This window comes from Gordonia sp. SCSIO 19800, from assembly GCF_018132775.1.
In the GTDB taxonomy this organism is placed as follows: Bacteria; Actinomycetota; Actinomycetes; order Mycobacteriales; family Mycobacteriaceae; genus Gordonia; species Gordonia hongkongensis.
Genome location: NZ_JAGRQM010000010.1, coordinates 126,490 through 144,559 on the forward strand (window position 1 = coordinate 126,490; position 18,070 = coordinate 144,559).

General features: G+C 68.2%; 15 protein-coding genes. 9 read left to right on the forward strand and 6 right to left on the reverse strand.

The features are described from left to right. The first annotated feature begins 71 nt into the window (after positions 1-71). The 3 genes from KB201_RS13800 (at position 72) to KB201_RS13810 (ending at position 3,825) form a co-directional block, all read left to right on the forward strand. Entirely contained in the window at positions 72-1,637 is a 1,566-nt protein-coding gene (locus KB201_RS13800; protein WP_211539484.1) for an SLC13 family permease, read from the forward strand. A 94-nt stretch (positions 1,638-1,731) separates the two neighbouring features. After that, the gene (locus KB201_RS13805; RefSeq protein ID WP_211539485.1) at positions 1,732-2,949 is read left to right on the forward strand and encodes a glycerate kinase; all 1,218 of its coding nucleotides are present in this window, start codon (positions 1,732-1,734) and stop codon (positions 2,947-2,949) included. Positions 2,950-3,081: 132 nt separating this feature from the next. Continuing rightward, positions 3,082-3,825 carry a hypothetical protein gene (locus KB201_RS13810; RefSeq protein WP_211539486.1) on the forward strand — a complete coding sequence of 248 codons (744 nt, stop codon included), beginning with the start codon at positions 3,082-3,084 and terminating at the stop codon, positions 3,823-3,825. 117 nt (positions 3,826-3,942) lie between these two features. On the opposite strand, the gene KB201_RS13815 is transcribed toward KB201_RS13810, so the two are convergent. Then, the gene (locus KB201_RS13815; protein WP_211539487.1) at positions 3,943-5,778 is read right to left on the reverse strand and encodes an acyl-CoA dehydrogenase; all 1,836 of its coding nucleotides are present in this window, start codon (positions 5,776-5,778) and stop codon (positions 3,943-3,945) included. Between the two features lie 253 nt (positions 5,779-6,031). Here KB201_RS13815 and KB201_RS13820 point away from each other — a divergent pair, with 253 nt between their 5' ends. Next, positions 6,032-6,598 (forward strand): hypothetical protein, encoded by a 567-nt coding sequence (locus KB201_RS13820; RefSeq protein ID WP_165629459.1) that lies wholly within the window; start codon positions 6,032-6,034, stop codon positions 6,596-6,598. Between the two features lie 8 nt (positions 6,599-6,606). On the opposite strand, the gene KB201_RS13825 is transcribed toward KB201_RS13820, so the two are convergent. After that, on the reverse strand, positions 6,607-7,377 hold the full coding sequence (locus KB201_RS13825; RefSeq protein WP_065630358.1) for a deoxyribonuclease IV: 771 nt from the start codon (positions 7,375-7,377) through the stop codon (positions 6,607-6,609). 115 nt (positions 7,378-7,492) lie between these two features. Then, a complete protein-coding gene (locus tag KB201_RS13830) occupies positions 7,493-7,708 on the reverse strand; it encodes a hypothetical protein (RefSeq protein ID WP_065630359.1) in 216 nt (71 codons plus the stop codon). A 235-nt stretch (positions 7,709-7,943) separates the two neighbouring features. Here KB201_RS13830 and KB201_RS13835 point away from each other — a divergent pair, with 235 nt between their 5' ends. From KB201_RS13835 to KB201_RS13850, 4 genes are all read left to right on the forward strand, one after another. Then, positions 7,944-9,233, forward strand: coding sequence for a phosphatase PAP2 family protein (locus tag KB201_RS13835; RefSeq protein WP_374193924.1), 1,290 nt, complete (start codon positions 7,944-7,946; stop codon positions 9,231-9,233). Positions 9,234-9,250: 17 nt separating this feature from the next. Then, a complete protein-coding gene (locus KB201_RS13840; protein ID WP_165629460.1) occupies positions 9,251-9,706 on the forward strand; it encodes a hypothetical protein in 456 nt (151 codons plus the stop codon). A gap of 103 nt (positions 9,707-9,809) precedes the next feature. Next, positions 9,810-10,457: a DUF305 domain-containing protein gene (locus KB201_RS13845; RefSeq protein WP_211539488.1), complete on the forward strand. Its 648-nt coding sequence runs from the start codon at positions 9,810-9,812 to the stop codon at positions 10,455-10,457. Positions 10,458-10,611: 154 nt separating this feature from the next. Then, positions 10,612-11,121, forward strand: a complete 510-nt coding sequence (locus KB201_RS13850; protein WP_065630362.1) for a nitroreductase/quinone reductase family protein — start codon at positions 10,612-10,614, stop codon at positions 11,119-11,121. Positions 11,122-11,166: 45 nt separating this feature from the next. On the opposite strand, the gene KB201_RS13855 is transcribed toward KB201_RS13850, so the two are convergent. Beyond that, the gene (locus KB201_RS13855) at positions 11,167-12,237 is read right to left on the reverse strand and encodes a DUF4185 domain-containing protein (protein WP_058252206.1); all 1,071 of its coding nucleotides are present in this window, start codon (positions 12,235-12,237) and stop codon (positions 11,167-11,169) included. Between the two features lie 80 nt (positions 12,238-12,317). Continuing rightward, entirely contained in the window at positions 12,318-13,196 is an 879-nt protein-coding gene (locus KB201_RS13860; RefSeq protein ID WP_065630363.1) for an acyl-CoA thioesterase domain-containing protein, read from the reverse strand. A 107-nt stretch (positions 13,197-13,303) separates the two neighbouring features. On the opposite strand from KB201_RS13860, the gene KB201_RS13865 reads away from it, so the two are divergent. Continuing rightward, positions 13,304-13,891 (forward strand): HdeD family acid-resistance protein, encoded by a 588-nt coding sequence (locus tag KB201_RS13865; RefSeq protein ID WP_068971230.1) that lies wholly within the window; start codon positions 13,304-13,306, stop codon positions 13,889-13,891. A 238-nt stretch (positions 13,892-14,129) separates the two neighbouring features. On the opposite strand, the gene KB201_RS13870 is transcribed toward KB201_RS13865, so the two are convergent. Then, the gene (locus tag KB201_RS13870; RefSeq protein WP_165629466.1) at positions 14,130-17,996 is read right to left on the reverse strand and encodes a Pls/PosA family non-ribosomal peptide synthetase; all 3,867 of its coding nucleotides are present in this window, start codon (positions 17,994-17,996) and stop codon (positions 14,130-14,132) included. Positions 17,997-18,070: the final 74 nt, after the last annotated feature.

The following is an 18,070-nucleotide window of genomic DNA, read 5'->3' on the forward strand; positions in this document are numbered from 1 at the left end:
GGTTCTTTCCGTGAAAGAACTTTCATTCGCGCCTCATGAAGGTGTCACGCCGGCACCGCAGAGTGGTCGCCATGAACGTTCCGCACACGATCGACCGAGGCCCGGGACACCCGGGGCCGGTGACGATGTACGCGACGCGTCCACCGGTGCGCACGGTGACGCCGTCATCGCCGCCGCGGCGCCCCCTCCTCGACGCCGTCGGCAGCGTGCTGTCCCCGTGGGCGGCAGCCGGTCTCGTCGTCGTTCTCGGCGCCGGCGCGTTCGTCGGACATGCCGGGTGGACCGGGGAGTTGCCGTTCGACGCCGTTGTCACCCTCCTCGTCTTCCTGATCGCGGTGTGGGCGTGGATCTTCTCGCCGCTGGATGACACCTATGTCGCGCTGGGTGGCGGTATCGCTCTGGTGGTCTTCGGCATCATCGACGCCAACACCTTCGCGGGCACGCTCGGCTCCGGCGTGATCTGGTTGCTGATCGGTGCTTTCGTGATCGCGGACGCGGTCACGGCGTCAGGTCTGTCGGCTCGTGTGTCGGCGCGGGTCGTCCGCCGGGCCCGGACGCCTCGTCAGTTGGTCCATCTGATCACCGCGGCCCTGTTGCTGACCACGTTCGCGATCCCGGCGACGTCCGGCCGTGCGGCCCTTGCTCTTCCGATATTTCTCGCGCTCGCCGCGGTCCTGCGTGACCGACCGCGCCTGGTGCTCTGCCTCGCGCTGGTCTTCCCGATGGTGATCCTCTTCTCGGCGGTGGGATCGCTTCTGGGTGCCGGTGCGCACCTCATCACCGTCGAGATCGTCTCGGCCGCAACCGGTGGCGGTATCGGATTCCTGCACTGGGCGGTCCTCGGCATCCCCCTGGCGCTCGTGTGGTCGCACCTCGCGGCCGAGTCGGCACTGTGGTTGATGACCGATCGCGCCGAGCGGGCACGTCCGCTGTGCGTGCCGCCGACCGCTCTCGCGACGACCGGGACGGCGACCTCCGGCCCGCTCACGTCTGCACAACGACGGGTGTCCGGCATCCTCGGACTCGTTGTGGCGCTGTGGTGTTCAGAACCGCTGCACGGTGTCGACCCGGCCATCGTCGCGGTGCTCGGCGCGCTGGCCGCGTCGGCGCCGGCGGTCGGCGCGACGACGCTGGGCGCGGCGCTGAAGACCGTCCCGTGGACGCTCCTGCTGTTCATGGCCGCCACCCTCGCGCTGGGGATGGCGCTCAACTCCAGTGGTGCCGCGGAGTGGCTGGCGGATCAGGCTTTCGGGTCCATCGCCGAGACCGGGCCGGCGGCGGCGATGGTGTTCGTCGTCGTCGCGGCGATCGTCTCGCTGCTCGCGCATCTGGTGATCCAATCCCGTTCGGCCCGTTCGGCGGTACTGATCCCGATCATCGTGGTGACCGCCCCGGCCGTCGGGGTCGACCCCGTCGCCGCGGCCTTCCTGTCCACCGCGGCCGCCGGGTTCTGCATCACCCTCACCAGCTCGGCCAAACCGGTCGCCATGTTCGCGGCGAGCGACGACGTCCCCGGTTACGAACCCCGACATCTGCTCACGATGTCGGCGCTGCTCGCGCCGGTGTCGCTGGTGCTGCTCCTCATCTTCGCGTTCTGGGTCTGGCCCTACCTGGGTCTGCCCCTGCTCTCGTCCTGACCGTCGCATCGCCGCGACTGTCCCGAATGTGCCTCCGGGTGCGAGTTCCCGTCTCCTCATCAAGACCTTGTCCGATCGATCAACAGGAGTGCCGATGTCTGTCCGAGTTCCGCAACGAATCCTGGTCGCCCCGAGTGGTTTCAAGGAGAGCCTCGACGCCGTGTCGGTGGCGACCGCCATCGCCGCGGGGGTGCGGCGCACGCTCCCCGGGGTGCGCGTCGACATCGCACCGATCGCGGACGGCGGGGAGGGAACGGCACGCATCCTGGCGGCCGCGGGCAACGGGCGGCTCCACGAGCTGACCGTCCGCGGTCCCACCGGTGAGCCGGTGCAGTCGCATTGGGCCGAGGTCGGCGTCGGTCGGAACCGCATCGGCGTCGTCGAGATGGCCGCCGCAGCTGGATTGGCACTCGTTCCGGCGGGGCAGCGAGATCCCGGCGCCACCACCACTTACGGAGTGGGACAACTGATTGCCGCGGCCCTCGACGCGGGGGTGTCGGCGATTCTCGTCGGCTGCGGCGACTCGGGCACATGCGACGGCGGCGCGGGTGCGCTCCAGGCGCTCGGTGCGCGCGTCCTGGACCATGACGGTGACGAGATCGGTCGCGGCGGAAACGAACTGGCGCGCGCGGCGTCGCTGGATCTCACCGGCCTGCATCCGCGGTTGCGTGAGACCGAGGTGGTGGTCGCGGGCAACCCGCACAACGTCCTCTGCGGACCGAGCGGCGTCGCCCGCGTCTTCGGGCCGCAGAAGGGGGCGACGCCCGCACAGGTCGACTCGCTGTCGGCGGCGCTCGACGTCTGGGCGGACATACTGCAGCGGGATGGGCTGGCCGACATCGACTATCGGCAGGGGGCCGGGTCCGGCGCGTCGGGTGGACTAGGTGCGGGCCTGGCGGCAGCCGGCGGGAAACTGCGCTCGCGGTTCGACGCACTACTCGATTCCGGGCTGTCCGGCATCGACCTCGATCATCGGATCGGCAAGGCGGATCTGGTGATCACCGCAGAGGGTTCGATCGACTTCCAGACCCCGCGCGGCAAGGTGCCCGCGGAGGTGGCCCGCCGCGCCCAGTTGCGGGGTGTGCCCGTTGTCGCGCTGGCGGGTTCGCTCGGGCACGGTGCGCCCGCCGTCCACGACGTGGGGATCGGGGCGATCGCGTCGATCATCACGGTACCGATGCCCTTGTCGGAGGCAGTCGCCAATGGCGAGCAACTCCTCGCCGACGCCGCCGAGCGCACCATGCGGATGATCCTCCTCGGCGCCGCGGTCTCCGCCCGGGCCGGGCAGCGGAAGCGGAAGAAGGCGGTCTGACAGCTGCGCAAACCCACCACTTTTCGGCATATCCACCCCCTTCAGACGGGGTGGATATGCCGAAAAGTGGTGGGTTTGCGGGTTCGGCCGCCGGTCCGGTAACGGCACCGGCGCACCGGTAGTCTTCGCGGCGTGACCAACTCGCCATACCAGCCGGGGGACCCGCGATTCGGGCTACAACAGCCCGGGCAGTACCCACCGCAGGGCGGGTACCCGCCACCGAACCAGCCCTACGGCGCACCGCCGCCGAACCAGGGGCCTTACGGCAGTCCGCCGCAGTACCCGGGCCCGATCCCGGGCGGGATGTACCCGCCCGGGCCGCCGTTCCCGCCGCCACCGAAGAAGAAGCGCACCGGTCTGTGGGTCGCGCTGGGAATCGTCGGGGTGCTGCTCTTGATCGTGATCGCCGGTGGCGTGGCGCGGGTGCTGGTGTCGTCGGCGCAGGGAGGTGGGGTCACCGACACCAATGACGTCGACGCCGGCGAGTGCATCGTCGTGACGGCGGAGCCGGAGACCCTCGAAGCCGACGAGGTGTCCTGCGGCGACACCGACTTCCACTATGTCGTCGCGGAGAAGTCCATCACGCAAGGGCTCTGCGGTCCCAACTACTCGCGCTACTGGGTCGCGGGCGAGGAGGGTGCGCTCTGTCTGGCGCCGGTGTACCAGGAGGGCCGTTGTTACTACATCCCGTCGGCGACCGGTGGTACCGCGCTCGCCGACATTCGTGAGATCGACTGCGGATCGCCGGTTTCCGGCGGAACGAACATCCGCGTGGACACCAAGGCCGCGGGGGAGCCCGAATGTCCCGATTCGGACGGGACCTACTTCGCGGAGAAACCGCGGCCGGTCGGATACTGCTTCAGCGTGATCGAGTGACGATGCCGCACCGCGGGGTCTGAGACGCGAGTGCGCCGGCTCGACACAAAGAGGAACTCCCACCGGCGGATTCGCCGGTGGGAGTTCTCAGTTTGTTCGGGCTCAGAGGGGTTGGCCTCAGAAGGCCGCTTCGTCGAGCTCCATGATGTCATTGTCGATGTTCTCGACGGTGACGCGAACCGAGGTGAGCAGCGGGAGCATGTTCTTCGCGAAGAAACTCGCCACGGCGACCTTGCCCTCGTAGAAGGACTTGTCGGCGTCGGAGGCCCCGTTGTCGAGAGCGGCGAGGGCGACCTCGGCCTGGCGGAGGAGCAGCCAGCCGATGAGCAGGTCGCCGACGGCCATCAGGAAGCGGACCGAACCGAGTCCGACCTTGTACAGCTCGGCCGAGTTCTCCTGTGCCGCCATCAGATCGTTGGTCAGCGAGGCAGCCATCGCCTGCACGTCGTCGAGCGCCGTCTTCAGCAGTGCCCGCTCGGTCTTCAGCCGGCCGTTGCCCGCCTCGGAGTCGATGAAGCTCTGGATCTGTCCGGCGACGTGCGCGAGAGCCTGGCCCTTGTCGCGGATGATCTTGCGGAAGAAGAAGTCCTGGGCCTGGATCGCCGTCGTGCCCTCGTACAGCGAGTCGATCTTCGAGTCACGGATGTACTGCTCGATCGGGTAGTCCTGGAGGAATCCCGACCCGCCGAGCGTCTGCAGCGACTCGTGACCGAGGGTGCCGTAGGCGCGCTCGGAGCCGACGCCCTTGACGATCGGGAGCAGCAGATCGTTCACGCGGTGGGCCATGTCGGGATCGGCGCCGGACACGATCTTCGCGGCGGCGGTGTCCTGGTGCGACGCGGTGTAGAGGTAGATCGCGCGCAGACCTTCGGCGTAGGCCTTCTGGGTCATCAGCGAACGACGCACATCGGGGTGGTGGGTGATCGACACGCGCGGTGCGGCCTTGTCGGTCATCTGGGTCATGTCCGCACCCTGGATGCGCTCCTTGGCGTACTCGAGCGCGTTCAGGTAACCGGTCGACAGGGTCGAGATGGCCTTGGTGCCCACCATCATTCGCGCGTGCTCGATGACCTCGAACATCTGCGCGATGCCCTTGTGGACGTCGCCGACGAGCCAGCCCTTGGCGGGGGTGCCGTGCTGTCCGAAGGTGACCTCACAGGTGGCGGACGCCTTGATGCCCATCTTGTGCTCGACGTTGGTGACGAAGACGCCGTTGCGCTCGCCGAGTTCGCCGGTCTCGAAGTCGAAGTGGTACTTGGGCACGAAGAACAGCGACAGACCCTTGGTGCCCGGGCCGGCGCCCTCGGGGCGGGCGAGCACCAGGTGGAAGATGTTCTCGGTCATGTCCTGATCGGCCGAGGTGATGAATCGCTTCACACCGTCGATGTGCCAGGAACCGTCTTCCTGCTGCACGGCCTTGGTGCGTCCGGCACCCACGTCGGAACCGGCGTCGGGCTCGGTCAGCACCATGGTGGCGCCCCAGCCGCGCTCGGAGCAGATGGCGGCCCACTTCTTCTGCTCGTCGGTGCCGTTGTTGTAGAAGATGTTCGCGAAGCCCGCGCCGGCGGCGTACATGAACACGGGCGGGTTGGCGCCGAGGATCATCTCGCCGATGGCCCAGTACAGCGAGCGCGGGGCCGGCAGGCCGCCGAGCTCCTCGGCGACACCGATCTTGTCCCAGCCGCCCTCGACCAGGGCGTTGTACGACTTCTTGAACGACTCGGGGATCGTGACGGTGTGCTCGTCGGGGTCGAAGACCGGGGGATTGCGGTCGGCGTCGACGAAGGACTCGGCGATCGGGCCCTCGGCCAGCGCACGGACCTCGCGCAGCATGTCGACGGCGGTCTCGTGGTCGAGGTCCCCGAAGTCGCCGGACTCCAGTACCTTGTCGAGCTCGAACAGTTCGAAGAGATTGAACTGCAGGTCGCGCATGTTGCTCTTGTAATGGCCCATGGTTGTTCCTTGTCTGGTGTGGCCGTCTGCGATGGCGTCCTCGACCCGGTCCGATCGCTCACGGTTGTGCGCGTACCGGCCGGATGAGGGGGCTGTTCGGTCCGAGCTATGTTACTCGCCGGTAACCCTAGAGTAGCCCCATATCCCCGCCGGATCAATCAGAAGATGTGTGATCTGCGCCGGTTGGCGCACCCGGAGCGCCGAGAAATCCGCAACGCCGGCGCAGGAACCGCGAGTACGTTCCAATGAACGAATGCGCAGACTGGTGATCGGACCCGCACGTGTCGGTGCGACAGGTTTCGTGAGCGTGGTGATCTCGATCGTCGCCCTGGCCGCCGGACTCCTGGTGGCTGTCGCCCCGGCAGACGCCGCGGCGACGCCCTCGTGGGACGGCGTGTATTCGTTGAAGCGGTTCGCCGCCTCGAAGACCGGAACGAGCCTCGCGGCCCGGCAGGCGGAGCCGGACTTCTCCGACGACTACACCTTCAGGACATCGTGCGACGGCGGTACGTGCGTGGCGACGGTGATCGACGGGCCGAAACCCGCGAATCCGACGCTGCCGCAGCCGCCGCGCTACACCTGGGAGGCAGGATCCTGGGTGCACCGCTATGACTGGGAATGGGACTGCTGGCAGGGCGCCGGTGTGCCGAAGGTGTGGCGCCCGGCGACGTCGATCGCGACCTACACCCCGCAGGGCGACGGCACGCTGAAGGGCGTGTGGCGGACCACGATCGACGGCGGGCCCTGCGACGGGACGGTCGTCATGAACGTCGCCGCATACCCGGTGACTCCGCCGGCGCCCGCCTGGAATCTGTCGTGATCGACGTCTTATAGCGCCGAGCGCAGGTACTCGAGATCGTCGGGGATGCCGTCGCCGGGCGTCTCCAGGATGACCGGTGCGCCCGCCGCCTCGGCGACCGCGACGAGCACCTCGGGGTCGATGTGGCCCGACGCGAGGTTGGCGTGACGGTCGCGGCCCGAGTCGAACTCGTCGCGAGAGTTGTTGAGGTGCACGAGATCGATCCGGCCGGTGATCTGACGAACGCGCTCGACGAGTCCGATGAGATCCTCGCCGCCGGCCCAGGCGTGGCAGGTGTCGAGGCAGAAGCCCGCCTGGTCGAAGTCGCCGACGGCCTCCCACAGACGGTCGATGGACTCGAGCGTGCGTGCCATCGCGTGATCGCCGCCCGCGGTGTTCTCGATGAGGATCGGGACGCCGAAGCCGCCCTTGTCGGCCTGGCGGTCGAACAGCTTGCGCCAGTTGGCGAATCCCTCGGCGCTGTCCTCCCCGTCGCGCAGATGCCCGCCGTGGACGACGAGCCCGAAGGCGCCGAGCTCGGCGGCGGCCGCGGCCTGCTGCTCGACGGCCTTGCGCGACGGCATCCGCAGCCGGTTGTTCAGACTGGCGACGTTGATCTGGTAGCTCGAGTGCACGACGACGTCGATGTCGGACTCACGGAACTCCGCCGCGCGCGGGTTCGGCTGCGGCTTCTTCCAGCTCTGAGGATCCGTGACGAACATCTGGAAGACATCGATCCCGAGCTCGGCGGCAGTGGCCAAGGGGTCGGCGTCCTCGCGAAGATGGGCTCCGATGCGCATGTGACAACGATAGTGGCCCACCCCGACACGCCGACGCCCCCGTCGTCGTCGATGAGTGGGACACGCCGGGTCGGACGCCGCCCTCGTTCAACCGGCTCTCCGCGGCGACGGGAGATCAGTCGCCCAGACAGGGCTCGGTCTCGATGGTGATCGGGACCCCGGCTGCGATGAGGAGTCGACACGGTGCCGCGCTGTCGTGATAGAGGTTCAGCCACTCGTGACCGCGGGTTCCGTCGGCGTACACCGCGTCGAGGGTGCGGTTGAGACGGGCCTCCGCCTCCTTGTTGATGATGTAGCGCTGGTCGCCATAGCGCAGGTAGCGATTGGGCACCGAGACCTCCTCAGGGGATCGACGCCCTCCAGTGTGATCCACAACACCCTGATCGGCGAGGCGTCCGGCGAAAACCGCTGGCGGAGACCGTTCGCCCGGGCTTGCGGCATCGGAAATGCTCAAATCCGACATGCCTGGCCGTCGGCTTGGCTCGCGAACAACAGATGGCCATTACACTGACGGCAGTTTAAGTGGGTGGTTGCCCTGCGGGGTGTGACGGGCGGGGTTGTGTCGGGTGAGTGTCGACGAGACGGTGGGCGTCCCGCAGCCGGGCAGACCCTCCAAGCGCGACGAGCGCGAGAGCGCCGAGACGACCACCTCCGACACCAAGGACTCTGTGGTGGCCACCGGTCGTGAGGACACCGACCGCGACGACGCCGGACGCGCGGGTGTGGAACCGATCCTCGACGACCTGGCCGCCGCCGCCGAGATGGAAGCCGATCCCGAGAGCCGTCGCGATCTGACGATGGTCCGGCGCATCGCGATCGGTGCCTGGATCGTGCTGATGGCGGTGCACGTCGCCCTCTACGGTCTGGCCTTCGACCGCACGCGCCTGATCATCCTGATGTGTCTGGGACTCGCGGCTGCCTGTATCGGCCGGCGCAAGTTCATCACGATCCTCATCGACTGGGCGCCGTTCGCGCTGATCCTGATCCTCTACGACTGGACGCGCGACGTCGCGCGCATCGTCGACATGCCCACCCACTGGCATCTGGCGATCGATTTCGACGCCTGGCTGACCGGTGGGGTCAATCCCACGGCATGGCTGCAGGAGAACCTCAAGCAGGCGAGTCCGCCCTGGTGGGAGGTCATCGTCAGCATCGTCTACATGTCGTACTTCATCATCCCGTATGCCGTCGCGGCCGTGCTGTGGCTGAAGGATCGCGCCGCCTGGCGACGCTACGCGGCGTGTTTCGTGGCGACGACCTTCCTCGCCCTGGTCGGGTACACCCTCGTCCCCGGCGCCCCGCCGTGGGCCGCCGCGCGATGCACCGCGGCCGAGGTCCAGGACTTCCCGCGCGACCCGATCTGCATGTACTCGCCCGAGGCGCAGGAGCCCGGCGGTCTGCTCGGGCCGCTGGACAACGAGTACCCGGACGCCAATCCCTACGTCGAACGGATCTCGGCGCGCGGCTGGGGGTACCTCAACATCCACGCGGCGTCGAACCTCGTCGAGGTCGGGCAGGGCAAGTCCAACCTGGTGGCCGCGATCCCGTCGCTGCACGCGGGTCTGACGATGCTCCTCGCGCTCTTCATGTGGCCGCGGGTGAAGGCGCTCGGCAAGACCCTGTTCATGGGCTACGCCCTCGCGATGGCGTTCGCCCTGGTGTACACCGCCGAGCACTACATCTTCGACATCGTGCTCGGGTGGCTGCTGGCCGCAGCGGTGGTCGCGACCTACCAGATCATCGATCGCAAGATCTTGATCCCACGACAACGACGCCGAGCCGCCGAGGATGCAGCGTCGGAGTCGGGAGACGATCGGCGTCCCGATGACGCCAGGGCATCGACGACAGCATCGTGACCTCCTAATATGGCACCGTGAGCCGCCGCCGCAGAACCGGTCGTGGCGCCGTCGTACGGCGCCGCGCACTCGTTCTCCTGCTCGCTCTCGCCGTGATGCTCATGCACACGGTGGTGTCGGGTCATGGCGGGCCTTCCGGTGGCGGCGCCGGGAGCGGAGCGAGCGGGCCGGAATTACACGGCGAGAGCGGGATGTCCCACCATGCGGAGCATTCGGCGCTCACGGCATCGTCGACGATGACCTCAGCCCCGGAGATGACCGGAACCGACGACTGTGGTGAGCACTCGCACGACTGCGTCTTCATCCGTGCGGCGGGCGTCGATCTCCCGGCCGTGGTTCTCGTTCTCCTGCTCTGGTCGCTTGCGGCGCTTCCGCGGATCGTCGACACCGCTCGCCGTCGGACGACGATCCTGGGTCGTCCGCCGCCGTGGGCCATGTACTCCCATCTGCAACTACAGGTGATCCGCTGCTGAGTTGACCTCCGCGGACCGCTCGGTCCGTCGTGTCGTCATCTCTCCTCCCTCTCGGCCGGCGTCGCGCCCGCCGGGAACTCCGACAGCAGCAAGGAATGCACTCATGTACATACACAACACATCTCGGCGCCGTATTCGGACGGCGTCAGGGGTCGGCCTGGCCGCGGCGGCACTCATCGCGGTCGCCGGTTGCTCACCCGACGAAACGGCGAGCGACGCCACCTCCGCCAACACCTCGGCATCGGCGGCGACGCAAGCTCAGGCGTCGGCCACCCACAACGAGGCCGACGTCGAGTTCACCTCGACGATGATCGGACACCATGACCAGGCCGTGGAGATGGCCGAACTCGTCGAGGGCCGGACGGACAATGCGGAACTGGTCGCCCTCGCGTCGACGATCGAGAAGGCCCAGGACGCCGAGATCGAGCAGATGACGAACCGTCTGGAGAGTTGGGGCGTCAGTACCGACGGCCTCGACGACGGCCACGAGAACATGGGCCACGGTGGTCACTCCGCCATGCCGGGCATGCTCAGCCCAGACCAGATGACCGCCTTGCGGGACGCACGCGGTCCCGAGTTCGACCGGCTCTGGCTCGAGGGCATGATCCGGCACCACGAGGGCGCCATCGCGATGGCCGACGCGGTACTCGCCGACGGCGTCGACCCCGCGACGAAAACCCTTGCCCTGGAGGTCAAGCGGACCCAGCAGGCCGAGATCGACCAGATGAAGGGGATGCTCGGCCAGAGCTGAGCACAACAGAAGGCGCCGGGGCGGTTGGGTCCGGAAACGGACGTCAACCGCCCCGACGTGTCGGCGGGTCACCTACCGACAGGCGGCAGGACGAGTTTTCGTAGCGATTTGAGTTAGGACCGTAACTGTCCTAACTCGACGACACACTCGGATCATGAGTGAAACCGAATCGACCGCAGGACAGCCCGATCAGACCATCATCACCGACTACGACGATCCGAACGCGCCGTGGAACCAGGCGTGGGAACAAGAGGGCGGCATCGCCAACTGGAACGATGATGTGATCAAGGAGTTTCGGGAGAACGCGGGCAAGGTGGGCGGCGCTTACGCGGGCGCGGAACTCATCCTGCTCACCACCACCGGGGCCAAGAGCGGAAAGCCACACACGGTTCCACTGGGGCCCTGTTACCGCGACGACACCATGTACGTGAGCTCGTTCATCGAGGACAAGTACCCGGCATGGTGGTACAACATCAAGGCGAATCCACAGGTCAGGATCGAGTTCCGAAACAATACGCATCAGGGGACCGGCAAGGTGCTCGAAGGCGAGGACTACGACGAGTTCGCAGCCTGGGTGCTGGCCAACAACCCACTGCTGGCGGACTTCCAGTCCAAGGTCGACCGCCCCATCCCGCTGGTCGTGCTCACCATCGCCGACAGTTGATCATCGAGAGCGACGGGGCAATCGCCCCGATGTCGGTGGTCGAGGTCAGCCGCGCCGCAGCGGCAGACGCATGAGGTACACCTGATAGCCGATGGAGACCGAGTAGGTGAAGTAGAGGGTGCTGCCCTTCGACCACGGGTGGATGTACGGCGCGTAACCCGTGTACGGGTCCACCGAAGGTGCGACGATCTCGCCGGAAGTCCATGGGCCCCAGGGGTTGTCGGCGGTGCGCAGGGTGACGCCGACGTCCTGGCTCGCCAGCGAGATGTACTTGCCCAGATAGTCGTTCCACTGGACCGACATCTCGCCCGTCGGGGCGCCCATCACCGGGGTGGCGGCGTCGGGGTTGTTCGGAACCCAACGGCCGTATGAGAAGTACTGCCACTTGCCGAGATTCTCGATGTCCTTCTCGTCGACGCGCGCGAGGTAGACACCGCCCCAGCGGCCGTCGGGTGTGCCGTAGTAGTAGACGGTCTTGCCGACCTTCAGGAAGGCGCCCATCTGGAACTTCTTGTTGCCGCCGCCATTGGGGCGGAACGCACCGACCGAGCGCCAGTTCTCGCCGTTGTCGGTGGAGGAGACGAGGCCCGCCCAGTTGGTGGTCCAGATGCCGGGCGAATCCCACCGTTTGACCGACATCACGGTCATGTACTGCTTGCCGTTGGCGGCCACGCCGGCGGTCGGGATGATCGTGATCTCGCGGCGGACGTTCGGCTTGAGCAGGCGCTTGGCATGACCCGGCCGGCCGGCGTGCGAGGTGAACGTCATGCCGTCGGCCAGGTGGCGGTCCGTGCTGCGCAGCAGGACGTTGGACCGCCAGTAGTAGAGCTCGCCGTACAGGAGGGACCACCCGTTGAACGACTGGGTGTCACCGAACGCCGTGAGGATCTCACCTCGGCCGTTGTCCCACATGACACCGAGATCGGTACCGACGATGTTGAACCGTCCGATGGTGTCGTTCATCGCGAACGGCCCCGTCAATCGGTTGACGATGGTCGCCGGACCGTTGGCGTAGCGGGCGGCGTGGGCGGGGGAGGCGGCCAGGGTCGTCGTCAGGGCCAGAGCGAGCAAGGTGACGACTAGACCCAGGAAAAGCCGTGCGAGGCGCCGTGTCATGGCCGTGACCTTATCAAGACCTGAGAGATATGTGTGAGGTCCGCTACGGTGCCCGACCACCGCGAACGGTCGTGTCGAACTCAGGCTTCGCGATAGCGCTCCGAGGTGTCCACGGTGGTGAAGTCGATCTGCGCGGCGGCGTTGTTCACCGCGGTCACGAGCGCGGTCCCGAACATGCCGTCGGCGTCGTAGAGTCCGGCGTTGCTGACCGAGACGCCGTCGTCCTCGATGTGGACGTCGGCCTCGACCCCGACCCGCTCACCCGACGGCAGACGGCTCAGGGCGACGGTCAGATCGCAGTTGATGAATCCGATGCCGGTGGTGCCCCAGTTCGACACCAGGCTCGCGGATTCGGCGCTGACGACCGCCCGCTGGAACGGGGTGAGCTTCTCGCCCGCCACGATGGGTGCGGCCCGCGACCACATCCGTTTGCGGTGCCCGTTCTGGTGATTGCCCATGTCGCGCTCCCATTCACCGACGGCGTCGTCCGCGGCATCGGAGGCGAACCGGGGGGACAGGTCGTCGTCGGAGGCGATCTCGGGTGGGTGGAAGGTGACCGCGTCGGCGGGGCGATGCCACCGCCGCCCGGGCGGGTTGGTCGAGGTGCGCAGGAACACCGTCGTGCCGCGCGCGACGAGCACCTCATCCGCACCTTCGGGGTGTTGGACCACGTCGACGTCGACGACCCGGATTCGTCCGCCCGATCGGACGATTCGGACCCGGGTGGAGGTGACGATGTCGCGCGCGGCCTTGAAGAGGTCGATGGTGCACCGGGCGGGTACGAACTCATCGTCACCGAACTCGGTCTCGACCGCCCGCGCGGCGAGGCCGCACACCGCCGGACCGTTCAGGGTGCCGGGCGCCCACAGGCTGGCGGCGAAGGGTGTCGGCCGGTATCGGAGACCGGCGCCGGGCCGGCCGGTGTCGGAGATCGGCTCGAAGAACGCGATGTTGGTCATCGTTACTTGTTACCCCGCTGTTCATCTGCGTCGGCGATGCGGTCGGGTTTGTGCCGCTCCTGAGCGAATAGCGCGCCGGATCCTGCTGTGCCGGATAACCTCCCACCATGACTTTCGCCACGGTGTACACCAAGCACTTCCCCGACGAACTGGTCGGTGCCGTCCGCACGGCACTCATCATCACGTCGATCGTCGGCATCGTGATCGGGGTCATCGCGATCCTGTGGCCGGGGCCGACCATCGTCGTCCTCGCCATCCTGTTCGCGATCTCGCTGATCATCGCCGGCATCTTCCGCATCTATCAGGCCTTCGCGGCGTCGTTCCTGAGCACCGGGGTCCGGGTGATGCTCGGCATCGTCGGCGCGATCGTGCTGCTGGCCGGCGTGATCGCGCTGTTCAGTCCCGGCGACGCCGTGTGGCTGCTGGCCGTGTTCATCGGCATCGGCTGGATCTTCCAGGGAGTCGCCGACCTGTACGCCGCGATCACCAAGTCCGGGCACGCGCCCACCTGGTTCCTGATCCTCTCCGGCATCATCGCGATCATCGCGGGCATCGTGATGATGGTGTTGCCCGCGTTCTCGCTCGAGGTGCTGGCCTGGGTCGGCGGCATCATGCTCGTCGCGCTGTCGATCGCCACGCTGCTCACGCTGCCCAAGAAGGTCGAGCAGCCGGCCACCGGGGAGCCCGCGGTCTGAGCCGGAACACTCGTGAGCGTCACTGCTCTGCTCCCTGAGCTGAGGAGCGAGCTTGCGAGCGTCGCCCTCCGCTCCCTGAGGAGCGAGCTTGCGAGCGTCGCCCTCCGCTCCCTGAGGAGCGAGCTTGCGAGCGTCACGAAGGGTCTTCGCAACTCGTCTCGCCAGGACCCTTCGTGGCTCGTCGCTTGCGCTCCTCGCACCTCAGGGAGCAGGGGTGGGGTTATGCGATCCTCTCGGATCAGCGCGGCCAGGGAGCGATGGGGTTCCCCTGCCAGCGGGTGTGGGCCGGGACCACATCGCCGCGCATGACCAGCGATGCCGGTCCGACGGTCGCCGAGTCGCCGAGTCCGGACGCCGGTAGGGCGACGCAGTGCGGGCCGAGGGTCGCGCCGGCCCCGAGCGTGACGCGGTCGATGGCCATGACCCGATCGTGGAACAGGTGGGTCTGCACGACGCAGCCGCGCTGCACGGTCGCGCCGTCGCCGAGGGTGACGAGGTCGGCCTCGGGCAGCCAGTAGGTCTCGCACCAGACGCCGCGGCCGATCTTGGCGCCGAGCATCCGCAGCCACAGGTTGAGGATCGGCGTGCCGGTCGCGGCGTTGGCGAACCACGGAGCCGCCACTGTCTCGACGAAGGCGTCGGACAGCTCGTTCCGCCACACGAACGAACTCCACAGCGGATGTTCGCTCACCGTGATGCGGCCGACGACCAGCCATTTCGCCGCCGCTGCGGTGACGCAGGCGATCGCGCCGACGACCAGCAGGAGCAGACCGCTCACCGCTGCCGCGAGCCCGTAGTGCTCATGGACGGCCACGTACTGCAGCGCGAGCAGTAGTCCGACGCCGAGCCCGAACGAGACCATGACCGGCACGAGGCGCAATGTCTCGATCAGCGAGCGGGCGACCTTGAGCGTCGCCGGCGGGTCGAAGGTGCGCGAGGTGTCGATCTCGGCGGCGGTGCGGCGCAGGCGGACCGGTGGGCTGCCCAGCCAACTCGAGCCCGACTTGGCCCGGTCGGGCGTCGCCGACAGCACGGCCACCAGACCGTTCTTGGGGACCTTGCGCCCGGGGCCGGTCATGCCGGAGTTGCCGAGGAAGGAGCGCTTGCCGATCTTCGCCTCGTCGATGTGCAGCCAGCCGCCGCCGAGTTCGTACGACGCGACCATCGTGTCGTCGGCGAGGAAGGCGCCGTCGCCGATCGTGGTGAATCGGGGGAGCACGAGCGCGGTCGAGATCTCGGTTCCCTCGCCGACCTTCGCGCCGAGGATGCGGAACCACGTGGGGGTCAGCAGGCTGGCATACAGCGGGAACAGATACGTGCGGGCCGCGTCGAGGAGGCGTTCGGTGATCCAGACCTGCCAGCCGACGCGGGACCGGACCGGGTGATACCCGGTGTGGAGCCCGATCGAGGCGAGCCGGACCAGGACCGCGGTGATCGCCGCGAACACGAACAGGCTCGTCACGGTGGCCACGGGTAACAGGATCAGCGCGCGGATCCCGACGTCGCGCAACCGGTCCGCGGTCAGCGCCCAGGCGCCGATGACGGCCAGGCCCGAGGCCAGCGAGAGCAGGGGGATCGCGGCGAGCCCCAACGACGACAGTCCGTAGATGGGTACCCACCACGTCGCCCGCGGGGGCCGGTGGTCGGGCCAGGGATGCTCGGCCTTGCCGATCTTCACCGCGGGCGACCCGGCCCAGTGCTGCCGGGCCTTGACCCGCCCGAACACCGCCGAACCCGGGGCGACGACCGCGTCACGTCCGACGACCGCACCAGGGGTGAGCGTCGACCGGGCGCCGATCGACGCGCCGCGTTTGATGGCGATCTCGCCGATGTGGACGTCGTCGCCGTCGATCCACCATCCGGAGATGTCGACCTCGGGTTCGACGGACGCGCCGTCCCCGACCGTGAGCAGTCCGGTCACCGGTGGGATGGTGTGCAGGTCGACGCCGCGCCCGATCGACGCCCCGAGAGCCCGCGCGAGGTAGATCATCCACGGCGCACCGGACAGGTTGGCGGCACCGCTGGCGTCGAGGAGTCGCTCGGCCACCCACAACCGGACGTGGACGCTCCCGCCCCGCGGATGAACGCCCGGAGCGACCCCGGCGAGGAGCACCCGCGCACCGAGCGCCGCGATGCACATGCGACCGGGCGGGGTGATGAAGATCAGGAACGCCGCGAGCAGGACCCACCAGTTGATCTCGACCAGCCACTCGACCGTGCGATCCATCCGGTCGGCGACGAGCAGCGCCACGTTGTTCGCCACGCCGAGCCAAGTGGCCCACTGCAATCCGGTGAGCGTCGTCAGCGGGATGGTCAGCAGGAGCTGCGCCAGCCCGGCCGAGCGTGGGGTCGGTTCGACGAGGCGTTCATCGATGCTCGTCGTCGGGCGGCGGGCGTCGAGCATCTCGGCCATGGACCCGAGGCGCGGACGGTCGTAGAGATCGGCCACCGAGATGTCGGGGTAGCGTTCCCGCACCGCGGTGACGAGCTGGGCCGCGGCCAGTGATCCACCGCCCTCGGCGAAGAAGTCGACGTCCGGGCTGGAGACGGTCATGCCGAGGACGTCGGTCCACAGCTGCGCCAGCCACAGTTCGGTCTCGCTGAGTTCAACGTCGTCATCCACTGGTCTGTCGCTGCCCGGCAGGGGCCAGGGCAGCGCATCACGATCAACCTTTCCCGAAGTGCGCGTAGGCAATTCGTCGACGAGGGCGAGGGTGGGGACCATCGCGGCGGGCAGCTGTCGCCGCAGCTCGGCGTGCGCCTCGGCGACGTCGAAGCCGGGATCGGCCGACACGAGATAGCCGACGAGCAGACTGTTGCCGGCCGCGGACTTGCGGACCGCGGCTGCGGCTCCGCTCACGCCGGGCAGGTTCTGCAGAGCGTTGTCGATCTCGCCGAGTTCGATGCGCCGTCCGCCGACCTTCACCTGGTCGTCGGCGCGGCCCATGAACAACAGGCCGGCGGTGTCCAGGCGCACGAGATCGCCACTGCGATAGGCGCGTTCCCAGCCGAGCGTGGGCATCGGTGCGTACTTCTCCGCGTCCTTCGCGGGATCGAGGTAGCGCGCCAGGCCGACGCCGCCGATAACCAGTTCGCCGACCTCGCCTTCGGCCACCGGTTGGCCCTGGGCATCGACGACCGCGAGATCCCAACCGCGCAGCGGCAATCCGATACGGACCGGGCCGTCGCCGCCCAGCGGGGCGGCGCACGCCACGACCGTCGCCTCGGTGGGGCCGTAGGTGTTCCACACCTCGCGACCTGTGACGGCGAGCCGGTCGGCGAGCTCGGGCGGGCAGGCCTCGCCGCCGAAGATCAACAGCCGCACGGCTTCCAGCGCCTCCGGCGGCCACAGGGATGCCAGCGTGGGAACCGTCGACACGATCGTGATGTCGCGCGCCACCAACCACGGACCGAGGTCCATGCCGCTGCGGACCAGCGAGCGCGGTGCGGGCACCAGGCACGCGCCGTTGCGCCACGCCAGCCACATTTCCTCGCACGAGGCGTCGAACGCGACCGACAGTCCGGCCAGGACACGGTCGTGCGGGCCGATCGGGGCGTCCGGCAGGAACATGGCCGCCTCGGCGTCGACGAACGCCGCCGCGTTGCGGTGGGTGACCGCGACGCCCTTCGGCTTGCCGGTGGAACCGGAGGTGAAGATGATCCACGCGTCGTCGTCGGGTGTGGGGCGGGCAGGAGATTGCGCGGGCGTCGACGCCGGTTTCGTCGAACGGGGTCCGTCGGCGTCGACGATGGCGTCGACCTCGGCCTCGCCGAAGACGAGCTCGGCGCGTTCGTCCGGGTCGTCGGCGTCGACCGGCACATACGCGGCGCCGGCATAGAGGGTCGCCAGGATCGCGACGTACAGGTCCCGCGACCCCGACGGCATCCGGATGCCGACCCGGCTTCCCCGCCCGACGCCGACCTCGCCGAGACGTGCGACCGTGCGGCGGACCACGGCCAGCAACTGGCCGTAGGTGAGGGTCATCTCGCCGTCGTCGATGGCCGCGGCATCCGGGTGTGCACGCGCGGTGGCGGTGAGCACGTCGCAGAGGGTGCGCGGCGGGTCTGCCTGTGCAGACAGGAGGAATTGAGGTGGAATGGGCACCTAAACGGCACCTGCCGGGCGCATCCGCGATCTGGTCACGAGTCCGAGAATATAGCCGACGAAGGTGACCGAAC